This window comes from Archangium gephyra, from assembly GCF_042230915.1.
GTDB classification, from domain to species: Bacteria; Myxococcota; Myxococcia; order Myxococcales; family Myxococcaceae; genus Archangium; species Archangium gephyra_B.
In genome coordinates this window covers 528,950-547,681 of sequence record NZ_CP102578.1, presented here as the reverse complement: position 1 = coordinate 547,681, position 18,732 = coordinate 528,950, and the positions used below count along the sequence as shown (strand labels likewise).

Below are 18,732 nucleotides of genomic sequence, written 5' to 3'. Positions count from 1 at the left end.
GGAGCGGGTGCGGCTCAGGACTTCGGGATCATCTTGCGGACGCTGGCGAGGGCCTGCGCGTCCAGGTCCTCCAGGGCGCGGAGGTAGTCGGTGTGGCGCTGGGGGTATTGCCTGCGCAGCTCCGCCGTGAGGTGCTGGGAGGCCTCGAGCAGGTCGCGGTGCAGCCGCCACCGGTCCGCCTCGGTGGCGGGCAGCTCCAGCGAGTAGGGCATCTCGAAGGGAGGCCCGGCCATGGCGCCCGACCCCGACGTGTCCAGCGGCAGCTCCACCAGGAGGTTGGAGAGGGAGCGCACGTTGTACATCTCGCCGAAGGTGCGGTTGATGAGCAGGCCGCGAGCGGTGAGCACCTCGCCCTGGCCGAGGGCTCCGGCGAGCTCGTAGGCATGCGAGAGGTTCACCAGCAGCATCCGGTAGCGCAGGTTGAACAGGTACGCCCACCGGGAGGACTCGGGGTGGGTGATGGTGACGCACCGGGGGGCGGCGGCCGCGCGGGACGTGGACTTGAGGGAGCCCACCACCACCCGGTCGGCGTCCAGGTCCAGCTCCGTCTTCGGGTTGATGGGCACCGGCCGCGTGGGCACCCACTCGCCCTCGGGATAGTCGCGGTAGATCTCCAGGAAGCGGCGGAAGTGCGACTGCTCGTCCACGTCCGGGTCGTAGAAGCGCGCCTCGCCCTGCTTGCCGACGGCGGCCAGGGCCTCGACGGCCTCGTCCCGGTTGCTCACCGGCTTGACGATGACATCGGGCGTCGTCTGGCGATGGGTGGTGGTGCTCTGTCCCCGGGCGCCGCGCATGTAACCGCGCCCCCACTCGTCCCAGGAGGCCTGGAACGTCGTGGTGGAGGCCTGGAAGTCCGCGTCCTTCACATACGCTGGGTTGTCGAGGATCTTCTGCATCCGGTCATACAGCTCACCGACGCGGTGCAGGGGCTGCGTGGTGGTCCCCTTCGCCGCGCGCTTCTTGATCTCCCGCGCCTCCTCGTCATCCCAGCCGGCCGGCGCCTCCGCGAAGATGTAGCGGGCGAGCGAGTCCTTCGTCAGCGGCTCGAGCTTGAACTCGAAGGGGTAGAACTCGCTGCCCCAGGGGTAGTCCTCGCGGTCGAGGTTCAGCGGCCCGCCAATCAGGCGCAGCACGTTCTGGACGGTGATGAGGTGCCCCATCTCCTCCTTGGCGATGCCCAGCACCACCTCCTGCCAGTGCCGCACCCGGTCGCGGTGCTTCGCGGGCACCTGCGGTCCACCCAGCGAATAGGCGGCGTACAGGTACTGCACCATCAGGGCGTGCTCGACCTCGGCGGCGATGTGCAGCAGCAGGACCGCGTAGTCGTGCCAGGAATATCCGGGAGGGAGCTCCGGCTCCTTGCGTATCAGGGGCTTCACCCCCCGGGCTCGCACCGCCAGGTTGCGAAGCTCCGGAGCCCGCTCGAACTGAAGAATCGAGCCCAGGCGCCTGCTCATCCGTGAACGCATGTCCCCTCCGCGACGTCGTGGATGCAGCCCATTCACGAGACCACCAGGGTCCGGTGAAAGTCAATCCACGACGTCTTGGAAGGAGATATTCCGTTCTAGGGAGTGTTTCCTCCCGAAGGCACCGGCGGCGGCAGCGGCAGGATGAGCGGCGGCTTCTGCGGCTCCGGCGTGGGCGCGCCCGCGCCACCGATTCCCGTCCGGGACGCATCATCCTTCGGCGGCTCGATGGGCCTGCCCACGTACTGCACGTTCTCGTTGTTGCTGATGGCGAAGCGCACCAGCGTGCGCAGCACCCGGTTGCGCCGCACGTTGCCCACCACCTCCCGCAGATCCTCGTACACCGTGGGATCCTTCAGGATGCCGCCCAGCGAGCCCTCGCCCCGCGCCACCATGGCCGTAATCTGCTTGATGTCCGCCGCCGCGCTGCCCAGGTCCGCCAGCATGTTGCCCGAGTTCCCATACACGAGCTGGTGCAACGCGCCGTCCGGGTTCTTCTTGGCGTCCTCCATCAGCACCGCGAGCTGCCCCGCCGCCGCTCCCAGCTCGCTCAGCGCCTTGATGCCATCCTGGCCGTAGATGAGCGCGTGCGCCGAGCCGTCGCCGTTGTGCACCTCGTCGAGCAGCCCCTCCACGTGCCCCAACGCCCGCTCCATCCGCAGCGCCGTATTCGAGGCATTGGCCACCAGCCGCCGCACCTCCTCGCCCGTCTGCTTGTCGTAGATGAGCGCGTGCAGGGCGCCGTCCCCCTTCTCCACCTCCTCGAGCAGCCTGCGCAGGCTGCTCATGCTGGCGGCGAGATCCTCGGACACCTGGGGCGTGGCGAACTCCTCCACCGACTTGCGCACCATGCGGCTCACCGCCACGGTGTCCTCCATCACCTGCGCCGCGCTGCGCATCAGCGAGGACATGTCCGCCCCGCGCGCGCTCGGAATCACCCCCTGCTCGGGCAGCTGCGGCTTGTCCGGCGAGCCGATGGTGATGTCCACCGCCTTGTCGCCCAGCACGCCCAGGCTCGACAGCCGCGCCACCGAGTCCTGCCGCACCCGCGGCGCGTTCTCCGCGCTCATCCGCAGCCGCACCTCCAGCCGCGTCTCCCCGGGCTTGGACGGGAAGTCGATGCCCTCCACCCGCCCCACCTCCTTGCCTCCCAACCAGACGGGGGATTGGTCCGACAGGCCCTCCACGTTCTCGAAGTAGGTGATGTATCTCACCTCCTGCTCGAACAGGTGCGTCTCGTCTCCGATGAGGAAGACGATGAGGCCGGCCAGGGCCAGGGCCACCGCCACGAACAGGCCCACCCGCAGCGCCTGGTGCTTCTCCGCCGATGTCGTGCTGAAGAGGCTCATCGCGCCACCTCCTCCTGAGTCCGGAGCTCATGCCGCCGCGCGTCCAGGAAGGCCCGCACCTCCGGCACCGTGGACGCCCTCATCTCCTCCGGCGTCCCCACCTGGGCGATGCGCCGGTTGGCCAGCATGGCGATCCGGTCGGAGAGCGAGAAGGCACTCACCATGTCGTGTGTCACCACGATGGACGTGCACCCGAGCTGCTGCTGCATGGAACGAATCATCTGGTTGATGGTCTCGGTGGTGACGGGGTCCAACCCCGTGGTGGGCTCGTCCCAGAGGATGACCTCCGGGTCCGTGGCGATGGCCCTCGCCAGCCCCACCCGCTTCTTCATGCCGCCCGACAGGTCCGCCGGCCGCATGTCCTCGATGCCCGGCAGGTTCACCAACGCCAGCTTGCGGGCCACCCGCTCGCGCAGCTCCTCGGGCGGCATGTCCGGGAAGTGCTCGCGCAGCGGATAGGCGATGTTCTCCCCCACCGTCAGCGAGTCGAAGAGCGCCGCGCCCTGGAACACCATCGCCACGTGCCGGCGCACGTCGATGAAGTCCTCCTCGCGGAAGCCGGTGAGATCCTGCCCCTCGAAGAGGATGCGTCCGGCATCCGGCCGCAGCAACCCGATGAGGCACTTGAGCAGCACGCTCTTGCCCGTGCCCGAGCCCCCAATCACCGTGAGTGTCTCGCCCGCGTACACGGAGAGCTCCAGGTCGTCGAAGACGTGCTTGGGCCCGAAGGACTTGCGCAGGTGCTCGAAGCGGATGAGCTCCTCGCCGCGCCGGGGCGGCTGGAACTGGAGGCGGGACGTGCGGTGGCGGAAGAGCATCTCAGAGGTAGAGCGTGAGCTTGGTGATGAAGAAGTCGGCCAGACACACCGAGACGGAGGTGATGGCCACCGTCTGGGTGGTGGCGCGGCCCACGCCCTCGGTGCCGCCCTCGACGGTGAGCCCGCGGAAGCAGCCCACCACCCCGACGATGCCCCCGAAGACGACGCCCTTGAAGACGCCCGAGATGAAGTCGCTCATCAACACCGTCTGCAGCGCGCCCTGGAAGAAGAGGTGGTAGGAGATGCCGTACTGCATGTTCACCACGAAGGCGCCGGCCAGCATGCCGATGACGTCGGCCAGCACGGTGAGCGCGGGCATGAGCAGCAGGCAGGCGAGCACCCGGGGCACCACCAGCTTGCGCAAGGGGTCCGCCCCCAGGGCGCGGATGGCATCCACCTGCTCGGTGACCGTCATGGAGCCCAGTTCCGCGGCGATGCCCGAGCCCACGCGCGCCCCCACCGTGAGGGCGATGAGCACCGGGGACAGCTCGCGAAACAGGGTGAGCACCACCACCCGGCCCACCGTGTACTGCACGCCGAAGCGCCCCAGGAAGAAGCCGAACTGCAGGGAGATGACGAGCCCCGCGAAGGTGGCCGTCAGCAGGGCGATGGGCAGCGAGCGCACGCCCAGCGCCTCCACCTGGTAGACGAGCGCCGAGGGCGAGAAGGGCGGACTCACCGAGCGCACCGCCACCTGGCCCGTCATCACCATGAGCGCGCCCAGCCGCTCCAGCCGCACCTTCATGCGGTGGGTGAAGGAGCCGCCCAGCGGGTTGATGGCCCCCGCCTGCGAGGTCTCCACCGGGCGGTGGTGGCGGTGGTGCGGGGGATGCAGCCTGGCCTCCGTCGTCATGATGCCTCCTCCGCGTGGAAGCCGTGCACCAGCGACTCGAACCCCGCCAGCCGCTCCTCGTAGCGCCCCAGCGGCGCCACGTAGGTGAAGTCGTAGACGCACTGGTCCTTCTTGAGCACCAGGAAGAGCAGCTCCACCGGCACGCCATCCAGCTTGGCCCGGTAGCGCGAGCGCAACGCCTCGCGCTCATCCACCACCACATTCTGCTGCTCCACCTCCAACCGCTCGGTGAAGCCCATGAGAAGGTGGCGCGTGAGGACATCCAGCGGCGCGTCCTCGTGCTCGCGGCAGGTGGAGTTCACCGACAGGGCGTGGCCCGTCTCCGGGGTGTACCAGGCGAGGTCGTTGTTGGAGAGCTTCACCCGCGCCCAGACGGGCGGCAGCGCGCCGAGCCGGTAGCGCACCCCGGGTTTGGAGAACACCTGGTTCTCGAAACGCACCCCTCGGTGACAGCCCACGGCGGACGCGAGCAGCAACAACAGCGGAAGGACGTGACGGAGGACACCCCTGCTCATCGGGGCGAGGGTAGGCACCCGTGCAAGAGGCGGTGAGTTGCGGCGGGAATGAAAGGTTGAATCCCCGCCACGCGGAGGGCTGCCGGACGTGCCAGGCGCACGCCGCGCCGAGCGTTCCTCCACTGGTGGACAGATGCGGATGTTAGGGCCTGAACCCTTGCTTCTGGCAACTCCGGAGGAGGAGGCACCTCATGGACGGTGGGTTGGGGCTTTTCGGATTGGGATTGTTCCTGCTGTCGATCGCCCTCCTGTATGCCCGGGAGGCGTTCGGGCTGGCGTGGCTGCTGCTGGCCATGTCGCTCGTCTCCATGGGCCTGGCGATGTCGGAGACACCGCGGCGCCGGGACGTCGCCCTGGGGATTGGAGTGGTGTGCCTGTTGTCGGCGCTGGTGAGCCTGGCCTTCGGGGTGTCGTGGTGGTCGGTGGTGGCCACGGCCATCTTCGGGGTGGCCTACATCGTGCTGTGGGCGGAGTTCCGCTTCGCCTACTTCCAGCACGTGCCGCAGGAGGCGGCGGGGCCGATCACCAACCCCCTACGGCGCTTCCGCCTGCGCCGCCGGGCGTGAGCGCACAGCGGCCCGCCGTAGTGCTCACGGCGGGCCGGTGAGGGACTACAGCTGCCCCTTCTGCTCGAGCACCCAGAGGGTGGCGGCGACGATGTCCGGGCAGTCATAGACGCGCTGGGCCTCGCTCACCGAGCTCCAGGTGGAGCCGCCCTTGTAGATGCGGCCATTCTCGATGGTGGCCTGGGTGCTGCCGCCCACCTCGACGGCGTAGTCATTGCCGCGTTTGACGGCCTTGCCCCGGGTGCCGCCCCCCTTCTCGATGGTGATGTCCGGGCCCGAGGTGCGCACGGTGTATTGGGTGGCGCCGCCCTTCTCCACCCGGTTGCCCTTGCACTTGTAGTCGGCGGCGAAGGCTGGCGCCGAGGCCAGTGTGAGCGTGGCGAGCAGCATCGACAGCTTCTTCACGAAACTCCTCCAGGAATGGGACGCGAGGTCGCGCGAACCCATGGACCCGGCGTACCATCGGGGCCTGACATGCCGCGTCACGAGGCGGTGGCCGCGGCCATTCGTGCAGGAGCTCGCCGCTGGGACTCCACCGCCTCCCCGGTTGTTGTAGAGGAATGTGGCCGTCCTGGCCTCAGGGCGGTGTGGAGGAACGAATGGGAGAAGTCGTCATCGTCTCGCTGGTGGGCATGCTGGTGTTCGGGGGCCTTTTCATCCTTCTGTGCCCGGAGTGGTGGAGCAACAGCCTGGGCACCATCAAGGAGGAGCAGAAGGGCCCGGAGACCAAGGCCCCCAAGGCGGACAAGTAGGCAGTCGGCCGCCCGCTGGAGAGGCCGCGTCCCGCCTCAAGGCTTGGGAGCGAGCCCCAGCAGGGCGTCGATGAGCGGGTTGCGCTGCGGGCTCTTGCGCCAGGCGGCGTAGATGGGGAACTCGCGAGCCGGCTCGTCGAGCGGCTGCGCCACCACGCCGGGCACCTTCGGTCCGCGGGGCAGCAGCGACGCCAGCAGCGAGTAGCCGAGTCCCGCCGCGACGAAGCCGAGGATGGTCTCGGATGAGTCCGCCGCGTACATCCGCTGCGGCACCACGCCGAAGTGTGAGAGCGCCGCGAGCTGCAGGTCCCTCAACTGCGGATCCGAGCTGTAGGTGATGAAGGGCTCGTCCCGGAACTGCTCGGGGCTCAGCGGCCCCTTGCGCGCGAGCCGGTGGTTGGACGGGAACACGAGGAAGGCGCGCGTCTTGCCCACCTGCTGGGCTTCCAGGTCCGCGGGCACCTCGGGCAGGTGGTCCACCAGCAGATCGGCCTCGCCCGAGCGCACCAGGGACACGGCGGGCACCTTCGCCTCGAAGAGGGCCACCTCGATGTCGGGCCGCTGGCCCTGCAACCGCCGCAGCCACGGAGGCAGCAGGTGGCGCAGCGTGTGCCCCGAGGCGTGGATGCGCAGCCGCCCGCCCACCGTCCCCGTGCGCAACGAGCGCTCCAGCACCGGCAGGCCCTCGTAGAAGGGGGCCAGGTACTCGTAGAGCGCGCGGCCCTGCGGGGTGAGCACCACGCGGTCCTTGCCCACGCGCTCGAAGAGGCGCACGCCCAGCTCGGACTCCAGCCGCTTCACCTGCTGGTGCACGCCCGGCTGGGTGATGGGGTACGGGAAGGCGCGCGCCGCCCGGGCGTAGCCCTCGCAGCGAGCCACCCAGTAGAAGCCCTCGAGCCGCTGGAGCTGAATCATTGACTGGAGCTTATCGAAGGACGAGCCATTAGTTCCATGCAGTTTGCGAGGAACGGGGGCATGTTGTGTCTCGTCAACGCGCTTCCACCGGAAGCGCTCTTCCCAAAGAGGCCCACCATGTCCCGCCCCAACACCGCCGCCGTGCAGCCGACCCACAGTGGTGCCTGGGTCATCCAGACCTGGCTCTCCTTCGCCCTGGCCGTCGGCGTGATGGCCATCGGCATCTACCACCTGCCCATCGACGGCTGGCAGAAGGCTTTCCTGGGCATGGGCCTGCTCTTCACCATCGGCTCCACCTTCAGCCTGTCCAAGACGGTGCGCGACCAGCACGAGCAGGAGCGCCTCACCGCCCGCATCGACGAGGCCCGCGTCACCAAGCTGCTCGCCGAGGTGGACCCGGTCGGCAGCCTCAAGTAAGCCCACCTGCCCCTCGATGCGCGAGGCACTCCCGGCCTGCTATACCCGGGGCATGGTGTCCAGCCCCGCGCTCCCCCGTCCCGGGTCCTCCTCCGCTCCCTGGCTCGAGGAGCTCGACATCCTCATCCGCGCCCGCTACCCGCTCCTCTACCTCGTGTCGTGGGAGGAGCACCGCGTGGACTCGCTCCTCGCGGACATGGCCCGCGCCCATGGCAAGGTGCTGCTGTCCTGGTCCATCAGCCGCGGCCTGCGCTACCTCGGCGGCTCCCGGGGTCCCGCGCTCCCCGAGGACACGCGCAGCCCCATCGATGCCATCGCCGCCATCGAGAAGCTCTCCGAGCCCTCGCTCGTCGTGCTCAAGGACTTCCACCCCTACCTGGAGGAGAAGTCCGTGGTGCGCGCCCTGCGCGAGCTCGCCCACGCCCTCAAGAGCACCTTCACCACCGTCATCCTCCTGTCCCCCACGCTCGTCATCCCCACCGAGCTGGAGAAGGAGGTGTCCGTCCTCGACGTCCCGCTGCCCGACTTCCAGGAGCTGATGAACCTGCTCAAGGAGATCGTCGCGGTGGTGCGCCGCGGCAACAAGGCCACCATCGAGCTGTCGCGCGAGCAGGCCGCGCAGCTCATCCAGGCGGCCCAGGGCCTCACGCTGTCGGAGGCGGAGAATGCCTTCGCCAAGGCGATTGCCCACGACGGCAAGCTGAGCGCCGAGGACATCCGCCGCGTCCAGGACGAGAAGCGCCAGGTCATCCGCAAGAGCGGGCTGCTCGAGTACTACCCGCCGGAGCAGGACCTGGGCCACGTGGGCGGCCTGCAGAGCCTCAAGCAGTGGCTCACCCAGCGCACCGCCGCCTTCGGCGAGCGCGCCCGCCAGTTCGGCCTCCCCGAGCCGCGCGGCCTGCTGCTGCTCGGCGTGCAGGGCTGCGGCAAGAGCCTCACCTCCAAGGCCATCGCCGCGCACTGGAACCTGCCCCTGTTGCGGCTCGACATGGGCCGCATCTTCAGCGGGCTGGTCGGCTCCTCCGAGGAGAACCTCCGCAAAGCCATCCGCGTCGCCGAGAGCATCGCCCCCGTCGTGCTCTGGGTGGATGAGATTGAGAAGGGCCTGTCGGGTGTCGCCTCCTCGGGCACCACGGACGGCGGCGTCACCGCGCGCGTCTTCGGCACGCTGCTCACCTGGCTCCAGGAGAAGACGTCTCCGGTGTTCGTGGTCGCCACCGCCAACCGGATTGAAGGCCTGCCCCCCGAGCTGCTGCGCAAGGGCCGCTTCGATGAGATCTTCTTCATCGACCTGCCCGAGGCCGCCGAGCGCCGCGACATCTTCCGCATCCACCTGCAGCGGCGGAAGCGCGACCCGGCCACCTTCGATTTGAACGCGCTGGCCAGCCTCGCCGAGAACTTCAGCGGCGCGGAGATAGAGCAGGCCATCATCGCCGCGCTCTACGAGGCCTTCGGCCAGGGCGTGGAGCTGGAGCAGCGCCACATCACCGGGGCTCTGCAGGAGACTGTCCCGCTCGCCGTCACCATGCGCGATGACATCGTCCGGCTGCGCGATTGGGCCCGCGGGCGCACCCGTCCGGCCTCATCCTCCGGCAACGGCGCGAGGAAGGAGTAGGCGATGTCCTCCAACAAGTTCTCCCGCTTCCTCCACCTCGAGCGCTCGCGCGGCGAGAAGCCCCACCCCGACGGACAGGTGCGCCTGCAGGACGGCGGCCGCTTCGAGTCCGTCGCGGGGCCCAGCGCCGACGCCCCCGCCTCCGTCTCCGTCCCCGAGGCCCATGTCGAGCGCTTCAAGCTCCATGGGCAGACGCCGCTGACGCTCGATGAGGCACCCGCCCAGGGACAGTCCTTTCCGCGCTGCGTCCGCTGCGAGGCCGAGAACGGCCGCTTCGTTCGGGAGTGCACCACGTGCGGCGCGGACCTCCAGTCCCCCGAGCAGCTCGCCTACGACGCGGAGCGCGCGCGCGCCCAGGCGCAGGCCGAGGCACAGACTCGCGAGCAGATGCAGGTCCTCCAGCAGGCCCGCCAGCAGGACGAGGCCGCGCGGATGGCCGAGCGGCAGCGGTACGTGGAGCAGCTGCACCGGGAGCTCGAGAAGGATCGCTCGTTCGCCAGCCGGATTCAGCCCTTCTTCGAGCCGTGCATCGGCTTGGGACTGCTCCGCCTCATCCCCCACCCGCTCGCGCGCTGGATGACCCTGGCCTGGGCCATCGGCCTGCCCATCCTCCTCGTGAAGTTCGGTAACGAGCTGCTCCGGATGATGGGTCTGTACCTGGGCGTGCTCGTCCTCGTGAGCCTCGTTCCCACCTCGCTCCTCACCGCCGGGCGCGGTGGGCGCTGGGATTGAGCGGGGCGGTCAGGAAACCGCGGGTGGCCAACCTGGGATGCTCGATACCCTCACCCCGTCCCTCTCCCAGAGGGCGAGGGGAGATGGGCACGGGCGAGGGGATGTTGGGCGCAGGGGGGAAGGTGTTCTACGCGGGCTCGTCCGCGGTTTGTTCTCGCGCTGATGGCTCCTGCGTGGAAGTCACGCTCGTGACTTCTCCCGTCCGCACTCCCAGCCACAACGTGTCCTGCGCCGCCGCTCCCCTCACGAGGCTCGCGTCCGTCGTCGTCAGGAAGACCTGCGCCCCGCTCGCCGCCAGGTAGTTCATCAGGTACGTGTTGCGCTCCGGGTCCAGCTCGCTCGACACGTCGTCCAGCAGCAGCAACGGCAGGAAGCCCATCGCCGCTTCCAGGTTCTCGATCTCCGCGATCTTCCACCCCAACACCAACGCCCGCTGCTGGCCCTGGCTCGCGTACGCCCGCGCGCTCCGCTTCCCCAACGTCACCGTCACGTCGTCCACGTGCGGCCCCACCGAGGTGAAGCCCCGGTCCAGGTCCCTCCGGGAACGTGCCGCCAGGGCTTCCCGCAGCGCCACCGCCAGCGCCGCCTCGTCCGCCCCCACGAAGTCCACGTCCCCCAGGTGCGCCGGGTGGTAGCCGTACGCCGCCGGCTCCGGCGTCCGCCCGATGGCGGCGAACGTCGCCTGCGCCCTCGGAGCCAGCTCCGCCATCAGCGCCCGCCGCCGCGCGTACACCCGCGCCCCCGCCTTCGCCAGCGTCTCGTCGTAGGCGTCCAGGTACGCCGCGTCCACCGGGCCCGCCTTCAACAACCGGTTGCGGTTCTTCAACGCCCGCGCGTACTCGCGGCTCTCCCGCAGGAACGCCGGGAAGCGGTTGAACACCGCCCGGTCCAGGAAGGCCCTCCGTGCCTCCGGCCCTCCCTTCACCACCTCCAGGTCGTCCGGGGTGAAGGCCACCACCGACACGCCCCCGAAGTACTCCTCCAGGCTCGACGCCTTCTTCCCGTCTACGAAGGCCTGCCGCACCCCTCCGGCCACCTCCACGGAAATCTCCCGCTCCGCGCCCTTGAGCAGGAAGCGGCCCGTCACCCGCGCCGACGGCGCTCCCCACCGCACCAGCTCCGACAGGCGCCCGGCTCGCAACGGCTTGAGCGTCGCCAGGAAGTAGAGCGCCTCCAGCAGGTTCGTCTTCCCCTGCCCGTTCTGCCCCACCGCGATGGACGCGTGCGCACTCGGCGCCAGGGTCACCTGGCCAAGGTTTCGGAAGTCCTGAACGTGGAGTGCCAGCAGCCGCACGGGGGGCCTTTCTCCCATCCGTACACGTGGGCGTCCAGGTTAAAGCCCTACCCCGACACCCGCCCCGTCCGAGGCCGCCCGGCTGCTTCCCGCGCCCGCTGCACCAGCCCCGGCAGGTCCTCCGGTTCTCCTCCCGGCCGTCCGCCCGGCGTCCGGGCGAGCACATCCCGCTCCGGAGAGAAGAGCCGCGCCGGCATCTGCCCCTGTCCCCGCAGCCGGATGAAGAGGCGCAGCGACTCGCGCAGCCGCTCCGCGTCCGGGCCCGTCTCGGACCTCGCCCGCTGCGCCGCCGTCCACAACCGCACCCACGCGGCCTCCTCGTTCCACGGCCCCACCGGACGCGCCCGCGACAGCGCCGCCAGCTCCGCCGCCACCTCCAGCAGCCCCGCACGCCCCTCGCTCAGCACCTCCGAGGCCTCCAGCCGCGCCTGCGCCGGGCCCTCCCGCGCCACCAGCCACCCCAGCAGCTCCGGCCACTCCTCCTCGCGCGGCACCACGGGCGACAGCCGGGACTCCAGCAGCGCCCTGAGCCGCGCTCGCGTCAGGTCGTGCCAGAAGGCCGCGTGCAGCAACAGCTCCGGCCCGCTGCGCGGAGGACGCACCGGCGCCCGCCGCATCCGCTTCTCCAGGAAGCTCCTCACCCGGCCCGTGCCGTCGAAGCGCTCCAGGCGCGTCCACAACGCCTCCAGCGCCTTGTCCGCCACGAGCAGCGCCCGCCGCACCTCGTCCGCCTCCGCCGCGTCGAAGGGCAGCGCGCCCTCCACCGCCGGACGCTTGAAGACGCGCTCGAAAACCTCCCCCGCCGCGCACGCGGCCCGCAGCTCCGGGAGGTTGCGCGGCAGGATCTCCACCGCCTGGGCCCACAGGCGCCGCCCCAGCAGCGGCCCCGCGTCCAGCACCTCCTCCTCCAGCTTCAGCAGCGCCTCGCCGAGCTGCGCCGGCTTCTGCTTCGCGATGAGCCGCCGCTCCACCGCCCACGCGACGGCCTCGCGCAAGCGGGCTACCTCGGCCAGCAGCACCATGGGCGCCGAGCTCCTCGGCCAGCCCTCGGCCGCCGCGCGCCGGGCCACCGACTCCAGCGTGGTGTCCACCTGCGGCTGGGCCAGCGCCACCTCACGCAGCAGCTCCAGGTTGGCCCGCACCCGGTCCTTCCAGAAGAAGGCCCGCAGCATCTTCTCCAGCGCGCGGTAGCGCAGGCGGGTCGCTTCGAGCAGCTCCCCTCGCTCTTCCAGCCGCGCTCGCAGGTTGTCCGGATGGGTGGCCACGGTACCGTCCACTATAGGGACACCCGGGCCCGGCGGCAGGCCCCCGGAGGCACAACTCTCACCAAGCCAACTCTCTGTCAGGGGCACTGGGGATGCGACGAAGAGCCGAGATGTTCACTCGTGACGCCATGTTCGCTCTCCAGTGGCCTCCCTCGACGGGCAAGCGCACTCTCGACGATCACTCGTTAGAAGGGTCGCCTACAGTCCCGGTGCGTGATAGCAGCAGGGGCAGGAAGAAGCGGCTGATGCATCTCACCCATCTCCACATTCAAAACTTCAAGGGCATCGACCAGCTCAACGTCCCCGTCCTGGAGGAGGGATCCGACCAGCCGCGTCCGCTGACGATGCTGCTCGGTGACAACGGCTCGGGAAAGACGACCGTGCTCCAGGCGATTGCACTGACCCTGTCGCTGGCAACGAGACAAACGCCGGAGCCCGCCCAGTTCCAATGGACGGGTTTCCTGGCCGAGCGAGTGTCGAGCCGCGGGCCTACACGGGTCGAGTTGGACGTGCTGTTCGAGCCCGATGAACTGGACGCAACACACGAACTCTTCCAGCAGTGGCACCAAGCTGGTAGGCCCGGCGAACATCCACCTCTGCACCCACCCACCCGCCACTCCCTGGTGAAGCTCGTCTATTCCAATGGCGGGCTCTCGTCTCCCCAAGGGCCAGGCGCGCTGAGCCAGTTCCTCGGACGATTCTTCATCTCCGCGCTGAGCAAGACCCAACCCCACATCCGTCCGGCCTACCTCCCCAGGGTAGGCGGTGCCTATTGGTTCGACCAACACCGCAACCTGAGGACCATTGGCTACAGCAAGCTGCGCGAGTACCTCGTCGGCTGGTGGGGCTTTCACACCTCACCGCGCAAGACGGAAGCATCCGACTACCTCATGCGGCTTGAAACACGGTTCGCAGAGCTCTTCCCGGGAACGCACTTTGCCGGCGTGGAGCCTCGCGAGGTGGGACAGGCTCCGAGCGCCGCAGACTCCTACTTCCTCATAGAGCGTGACAACCGCGCCTACGATCTGGCGGAGATGTCCTCCGGAGAGCAGGCCATCTTCCCACTGATCTTCGAGTTCGTGCGTCTGGGGATTGCGCGCTCGGTCGTGCTCATCGATGAGTTGGAACTGCACCTCCATCCCCCCCAACAGCAGGTGCTCATCTCCTCCCTGAGACGAATTGGCCCCGACTGCCAGTTCATCGTCACGAGCCACTCGCCCTACCTGGAAGAGGTAACTCCCGCCGAGAACGAGCTCCGGCTTCCAGGGGGACAGCCATGCCTGTAGCGCGCCTTTTCGTCGAGGGAGACCTGGATGCGGAGGTCCTCACCCCTCTTCTCGTCACGGCACTGCTCCGAGTGGTGGTCGAGAAAGGCGGCCCCAAGGGGTCGTTGGCGCCCAAGGCACGAGATGCACGGCAGAAGGGCGTGCAAGCCTGCTACCTGCGCGATCGGGACTTCGATTTCGATCCACCGGTGGACCTGACCCGGCCCTCCGTCGATCGCCCTGTCGACAAGATGAAAGGGGACGTGCTCGGCTGGCGCTGGTGCCGTCATGAGTTGGAGAGCTACCTGCTCGAACCGCGTCTCGTCGCCCAAGCAACCCACTGGGATGAAGCCGCATACTCGGCAGAGTTGCTCAAGGCGGCTCAGCACATTCAATCCTACACTGCGGCACGGTGGACCCTCGGCATTGCACGCCGCAGCCTGCCCCCCTTCTCGGACCTGCCAACACGGCCCGACGACCTCCAGAACGAGATCAAGCTTCCTGCTGATTGTAGCGATCCAGCCTGCTTCAATTGGGTCCAGCGTACCATCGAGACATTTCGCCTGAAGGTCGAACCCGCGCTGGCCGACTCGACCGTCGCGATGTCTTTCTCGCAGAATTCGCAACGACTGAAGGCCCTGACGCGTACCGAAGAAGTGCTCCTCTGGTATTCGGGCAAGGATCTGCTGGCCGCACTCACACCGTCACTCGCCCTACGTCCAGAAAACAACCCCAAGTTCTTCCGCCACCGCCTGCGCGATTGGGTCCGAAACAATCCAGCGGCGGCCGTGGCGCTCTTCCCTGAATGGCAGGCGCTGCTCAACCAGTTGCGCGCATGAACCGATGTGTTTCGGTTGGCAATGCGGCTCCCGATGCGCACATAGAACGGCCGCACCAGGCGCTTATCGTAGGAGCGAGTGAGAGCACGGGCATCTGCGCCCGCCGGGTGTAAGGATGGGCCCCGATGCCCCCGCGCAAGCTCCCCCGGCACCTCGTCTGGCTCGAGTCCTTCGCGGCCGCCGTCGAGTCCGGCAGTCTCGAAGGCGCCGCCGAGCACCTCGGCGTGGCCCGCTCCGTCGTCAGCGAGCACATCCGCGCCCTCGAGGACACCCTCGCCGATGGCCAGCCCCTCCTCGAGCGCGGCCCCGGCCGCCGCCTCCACCTCACCGCCCGCGGCGAGAAGCTCTACGAGGGCACCCAGACGCCCCTCCACCAGTTGGACCTCAAGCGCCTGAGAGACCTCGCCAGCGCCGAGGCCAGCCTGCGCCTGGGCCTCAACCCCACCCTCTCCAACTTCCTGCTCGCCGGCATCGCCGGAGACGTGGCCCGCTCCGGCATCAAGCTGGAGGTCAGCTTCGGCGGCACCTTCGAGCTCGTGCGCCAGGTGCAGACGCGCCAGTTGGACCTCGCCGTGGACTTCACCCCGCTGCCGCCCCACCGCGGCGTCGAGGCCGAGTCCCTGCTCCACCTGCCCTTCGTCATCCTCGCCGGCCCGGGCAGTGAACTGTCCCAGCGCCATGGCCCCCGCCGCACGCTCCACGTGCGCGACCTGGACGGCCAGCCCTTCGTGGACTGGCAGCGCGAGGACCCGTACGGCAGCGCCAACAGCGCCCGCTTCGCCGCCCATGAGGTCACCGTGCGCGAGGTGTCGCGCGTGCAGAGCTTCCTCCACCTCTTCGACTTGCTGCGCGCCTACCACGCCTGCGCCATCGCCCCCGACCTGCGGCTGCTGCGCTCCTTCCCCGAGGACCTCTGCGTCTGGCCCCTGCGCGAGGAGCAGCCCCAGTTCGTCGAGGTGGTGACGCTCCGTCCCTCGGGCGGCCCCGGCTCCGAGGCGGCCCAGCTCGTCCTCGGAGGGCTGCGTCAGCGCCTCGCGTCGAAGCGCCGCAGGAGCGACCCGGCCCCGCTCTGACGCGGTGCATGCAAACGGCGGAAAATCGAAGAAGACGTCGGTTTTTATCGGATTTCCGTCAGGGCTCCCGGTGCGTAGATTTCATGCAACGGAGAAGCTCCCATGACGCCCACCGAACGGACCATTGCCCGACTGCCCGCGCATCTGCGGCGCTATGTGGTGAGTCAGGACTACGACGCCTACACGCCGAGGGATCAGGCGGTGTGGCGCCACATCCTCGGCCAGCTGCGCAGCCACCTGGCGGACAAGGCGCACTCCGTCTACCTGGAGGGCCTGGAGGCCACCGGCATTGGCCTGGAGCGCATCCCCAGCCTGGATGAGATGAACGAGAAGCTGTCCAAGCTGGGCTGGGCGGCGGTGGGCGTGCGCGGCTTCATCCCGCCCGCGGTGTTCACCGAGCTGCAGGCCCTCGGCGTGCTGGCCATCGCCGCGGACATCCGTACCCACGAGCACATCCCGTACACGCCGGCCCCGGACATCGTCCACGAGAGCGCCGGCCACGCGCCCATCATCGCCAACGCGCGCTATGCCGAGTACCTCAAGCGCTGCGGGCTGGTGGGCTTCAAGGCCATTGCCACGGTGGAGGACGAGGCCGTCTTCCAGGCCATCCGCAACCTGAGCGTGGTGAAGGAGGACCCCACCGCGACGCAGGAGGAGATTGCCCATGCCCAGGCGCGCCTGGAGGCCGCCAACCAGAGCCGCCGCTACGTCAGCGAGAGCACCCGCGCCTCGCGGCTCTACTGGTGGACGGCCGAGTACGGGATGATCGGCGGCATGGAGCAGCCGCGCATCTACGGGGCCGGCCTGCTCTCGAGCATCGGCGAGGCCAAGCACTGCCTCACCGACGCGGTGAAGAAGCTGCCACTGTGCGTGGCCTGCGCGGACACCGAGTACGACATCACCCGCATGCAGCCCCAGCTCTTCGTGGCGCGCGACTTCGAGCACCTCTTCGAGGTGCTGAACGAGTTCGAGGCGACGCTCGCGTGGAAGCGCGGCGGGGACTACGGGCTGAACGAGGCCATCCAGGCGCGCACGGTGAACCACCTGGTGCTGGCCGATGGCCGGGAGATTACGGCGCGCGTGGTGGAGGCGCTGCCCGGGGCGCGTCCGGTGGCCGAGGGACTCACCAGCGCGCTGGTGCGCCTGGAGGGCCCGGTGATGGTGTCGCGCGAGAGCAAGGCCGAGGGCAAGCCGTGGCCGGGGCTGGCGCTGGTGGCGTTCGGCGAGGGGCAGCTGCCGGACAAGGGGCCCTTCAAGCTGGAGCTGGCCAGCGGCCTGAAGATCCAGGGCTTCGCGGTGGGAGGGGGCGAGGTGCTCAACCTGCGCGGCGAGCTGGACGGCCGCCCGGTGGAGCTGCCGAGCGTGGCGAAGCTGTTCCTGAGCACGGGCCTGCCCTCGGTGGCCGGGGGACCGGCGGATCCGGGCGCGTGGGACCGCTGGTTCGGCGAGCTCAACGCCTTCGCCGAGGGCGAGGGCGAGGCCAAGGCCCGTGAGAAGAAGGCCACGGCCCTGCACCCGTCGCTCGCGGCGCTCTACCGCGAGGTGCGCACCATGCGCGAGTCGAAGGCCATCAACCTCGCGCGCCTGGAGCAGATCTCCAACGCCGCCACCGACTTCCGCGACGACTGGCTCCTCAAGGTCGAGGTCGAGGAGCTCAAGAAGTCCGCGCGGGCGTAGGCTCTGCCGGGAGCCGCCTCCTCGGGAGGCATTGAGGGCCTAGGTCCCCTTCGGGGTGATTCGGGCCCTTTTTCCATTCGGACCCGACCTCACACGGTGGGTGCCTTGAGCCGGTGGGCTCCCGGGCGCTACCCTGCCGGTTGCGAGCCCCCATGCACTTCCATCAAGACGTCATCTCGGCCATCGGCAACACGCCCCTCATCAAGCTCCGGCGCGCCTCCGAGCTCACGGGCTGCACCATCCTCGGCAAGGCCGAGTTCCTCAACCCCGGCCAGTCCGTCAAGGACCGCGCCGCCCTCTTCATCATCCGGGACGCCATCGCCCGCGGCCGCCTCCGCCCCGGCGGCGTCATCGTCGAGGGCACCGCCGGCAACACCGGCATCGGCCTCGCCCTCGTCGGCAATGCCCTCGGCTACCGCACCGTCATCGTCATCCCCGACACCCAGAGCCAGGAGAAGAAGGACATGCTCCGCCTCGTCGGCGCCGAGCTCCTCGAGGTCCCCGCCGTCCCCTACAAGGACCCCAACAACTACGTGAAGGTCTCCGGCCGCCTCGCCGAGACCCTCGACGCCCGCGAGCCCAACGGCGCCGTCTGGGCCAACCAGTTCGACAACACCGCCAACCGCCGCGCCCACCTCGACACCACCGGCCCCGAAATCTGGCGCCAGACCGGCGGCCGCCTCGATGGCTTCATCTGCGCCGTCGGCTCCGGCGGCACCCTCGCCGGCGTCGGCATGGCCCTCAAGGAGCGCGACCCCAACATCGTCATCGGCCTCGCCGACCCCATGGGCGCCGCCCTCTACCACTGGTACGCCCACGGCGAGCTCAAGTCCGAGGGCTCCTCCATCTCCGAGGGCATCGGCCAGGGCCGCATCACCGCCAACCTCGAGGGCGCTCCCATCGACGAGGCCTTCCAGATTTCCGACGTCGAGGCCCTCCCCCTCCTCTTCGACCTCCTCGAGCACGAGGGTCTCTGTCTCGGCGCCTCCAGCGCCATCAACATCGCCGGCGCCATCCGCCTCGCCCGCGAGCTCGGGCCCGGGCACACCATCGTCACCGTGCTCTGCGACTCCGGCAACCGCTACGCCAGCAAGCTCTTCAACCCCTCCTTCCTCCGCTCCAAGGGCCTCCCCGTCCCCCGCTGGCTCGAGGAGCGCGGCCCCGACTCCGCCCGCTCGCTCCTGCCCGGCGTGCTCCTCGCCAAGGCCTCCTGAGCACCTCCAGGCGCGCCGGGGTTCAACCCGGGGTCCGTGGCACCCTCACCCCGTCCCTCTCCCGGAGGGCGAGGGGATATTGGCGCATGGGCCCACGGGCACTCCTT

General features: G+C 69.4%; 19 protein-coding genes. 10 read left to right on the top strand and 9 right to left on the bottom strand.

Features of this window, described 5'->3' with window-relative positions; translation table 11 throughout:
- Positions 1–14: 14 nt before the first annotated feature.
- From NR798_RS02235 to NR798_RS02215, 5 genes are all read right to left on the bottom strand, one after another.
- Entirely contained in the window at positions 15–1,469 is a 1,455-nt protein-coding gene (locus NR798_RS02235; RefSeq protein ID WP_375769727.1) for a ferritin-like domain-containing protein, read from the bottom strand.
- Between the two features lie 95 nt (positions 1,470–1,564).
- Entirely contained in the window at positions 1,565–2,815 is a 1,251-nt protein-coding gene (locus tag NR798_RS02230; RefSeq protein WP_375769726.1) for an MlaD family protein, read from the bottom strand.
- Entirely contained in the window at positions 2,812–3,633 is an 822-nt protein-coding gene (locus tag NR798_RS02225; RefSeq protein ID WP_375769725.1) for an ABC transporter ATP-binding protein, read from the bottom strand. Before NR798_RS02225 ends, NR798_RS02230 begins: the two co-directional genes overlap by 4 nt.
- A 1-nt stretch (position 3,634) precedes the next feature.
- Positions 3,635–4,378 (bottom strand): MlaE family ABC transporter permease, encoded by a 744-nt coding sequence (locus tag NR798_RS02220; RefSeq protein WP_375773710.1) that lies wholly within the window; start codon positions 4,376–4,378, stop codon positions 3,635–3,637.
- Between the two features lie 104 nt (positions 4,379–4,482).
- On the bottom strand, positions 4,483–5,001 hold the full coding sequence (locus tag NR798_RS02215; protein WP_375769724.1) for a hypothetical protein: 519 nt from the start codon (positions 4,999–5,001) through the stop codon (positions 4,483–4,485).
- Positions 5,002–5,192: 191 nt separating this feature from the next.
- Between NR798_RS02215 and NR798_RS02210 the strand changes: the two genes are divergently transcribed.
- Complete coding sequence (locus tag NR798_RS02210) at positions 5,193–5,567, top strand: hypothetical protein (RefSeq protein WP_375769723.1); 375 nt, start codon at positions 5,193–5,195, stop codon at positions 5,565–5,567.
- Between the two features lie 45 nt (positions 5,568–5,612).
- On the opposite strand, the gene NR798_RS02205 is transcribed toward NR798_RS02210, so the two are convergent.
- The gene (locus tag NR798_RS02205; protein WP_375769722.1) at positions 5,613–5,972 is read right to left on the bottom strand and encodes a hypothetical protein; all 360 of its coding nucleotides are present in this window, start codon (positions 5,970–5,972) and stop codon (positions 5,613–5,615) included.
- Between the two features lie 194 nt (positions 5,973–6,166).
- Between NR798_RS02205 and NR798_RS02200 the strand changes: the two genes are divergently transcribed.
- Positions 6,167–6,319 (top strand): hypothetical protein, encoded by a 153-nt coding sequence (locus NR798_RS02200; RefSeq protein ID WP_375769721.1) that lies wholly within the window; start codon positions 6,167–6,169, stop codon positions 6,317–6,319.
- 36 nt (positions 6,320–6,355) lie between these two features.
- On the opposite strand, the gene NR798_RS02195 is transcribed toward NR798_RS02200, so the two are convergent.
- Positions 6,356–7,234 (bottom strand): LysR family transcriptional regulator, encoded by an 879-nt coding sequence (locus tag NR798_RS02195; RefSeq protein ID WP_375769720.1) that lies wholly within the window; start codon positions 7,232–7,234, stop codon positions 6,356–6,358.
- Positions 7,235–7,351: 117 nt separating this feature from the next.
- Here NR798_RS02195 and NR798_RS02190 point away from each other — a divergent pair, with 117 nt between their 5' ends.
- Genes NR798_RS02190 through NR798_RS02180 form a run of 3 tightly spaced genes read left to right on the top strand, consistent with a single transcriptional unit; the run spans position 7,352 to position 9,998 of the window.
- Positions 7,352–7,651 (top strand): YiaA/YiaB family inner membrane protein, encoded by a 300-nt coding sequence (locus NR798_RS02190; protein WP_375769719.1) that lies wholly within the window; start codon positions 7,352–7,354, stop codon positions 7,649–7,651.
- Positions 7,652–7,667: 16 nt separating this feature from the next.
- Complete coding sequence (locus tag NR798_RS02185; RefSeq protein WP_375769718.1) at positions 7,668–9,266, top strand: AAA family ATPase; 1,599 nt, start codon at positions 7,668–7,670, stop codon at positions 9,264–9,266.
- A gap of 3 nt (positions 9,267–9,269) precedes the next feature.
- Positions 9,270–9,998, top strand: a complete 729-nt coding sequence (locus NR798_RS02180; protein WP_375769717.1) for a hypothetical protein — start codon at positions 9,270–9,272, stop codon at positions 9,996–9,998.
- 127 nt (positions 9,999–10,125) lie between these two features.
- Here the strand turns inward: NR798_RS02180 and recF are convergent, their stop codons facing one another.
- Entirely contained in the window at positions 10,126–11,292 is a 1,167-nt protein-coding gene (recF, locus tag NR798_RS02175; RefSeq protein ID WP_375769716.1) for a DNA replication/repair protein RecF, read from the bottom strand.
- Positions 11,293–11,339: 47 nt separating this feature from the next.
- Entirely contained in the window at positions 11,340–12,557 is a 1,218-nt protein-coding gene (locus NR798_RS02170; protein WP_375769715.1) for a hypothetical protein, read from the bottom strand.
- A 245-nt stretch (positions 12,558–12,802) separates the two neighbouring features.
- On the opposite strand from NR798_RS02170, the gene NR798_RS02165 reads away from it, so the two are divergent.
- From NR798_RS02165 to NR798_RS02145, 5 genes are all read left to right on the top strand, one after another.
- Positions 12,803–13,843 carry an AAA family ATPase gene (locus NR798_RS02165; protein WP_375769714.1) on the top strand — a complete coding sequence of 347 codons (1,041 nt, stop codon included), beginning with the start codon at positions 12,803–12,805 and terminating at the stop codon, positions 13,841–13,843.
- Positions 13,834–14,661, top strand: a complete 828-nt coding sequence (locus tag NR798_RS02160) for a hypothetical protein (RefSeq protein WP_375769713.1) — start codon at positions 13,834–13,836, stop codon at positions 14,659–14,661. Before NR798_RS02165 ends, NR798_RS02160 begins: the two co-directional genes overlap by 10 nt.
- A gap of 125 nt (positions 14,662–14,786) precedes the next feature.
- Positions 14,787–15,734, top strand: a complete 948-nt coding sequence (locus NR798_RS02155; protein ID WP_375769712.1) for a LysR substrate-binding domain-containing protein — start codon at positions 14,787–14,789, stop codon at positions 15,732–15,734.
- A 102-nt stretch (positions 15,735–15,836) separates the two neighbouring features.
- Positions 15,837–17,411: an aromatic amino acid hydroxylase gene (locus NR798_RS02150; protein WP_375769711.1), complete on the top strand. Its 1,575-nt coding sequence runs from the start codon at positions 15,837–15,839 to the stop codon at positions 17,409–17,411.
- Positions 17,412–17,563: 152 nt separating this feature from the next.
- The gene (locus tag NR798_RS02145) at positions 17,564–18,625 is read left to right on the top strand and encodes a cysteine synthase A (protein ID WP_375769710.1); all 1,062 of its coding nucleotides are present in this window, start codon (positions 17,564–17,566) and stop codon (positions 18,623–18,625) included.
- Positions 18,626–18,732 lie beyond the last annotated feature (107 nt).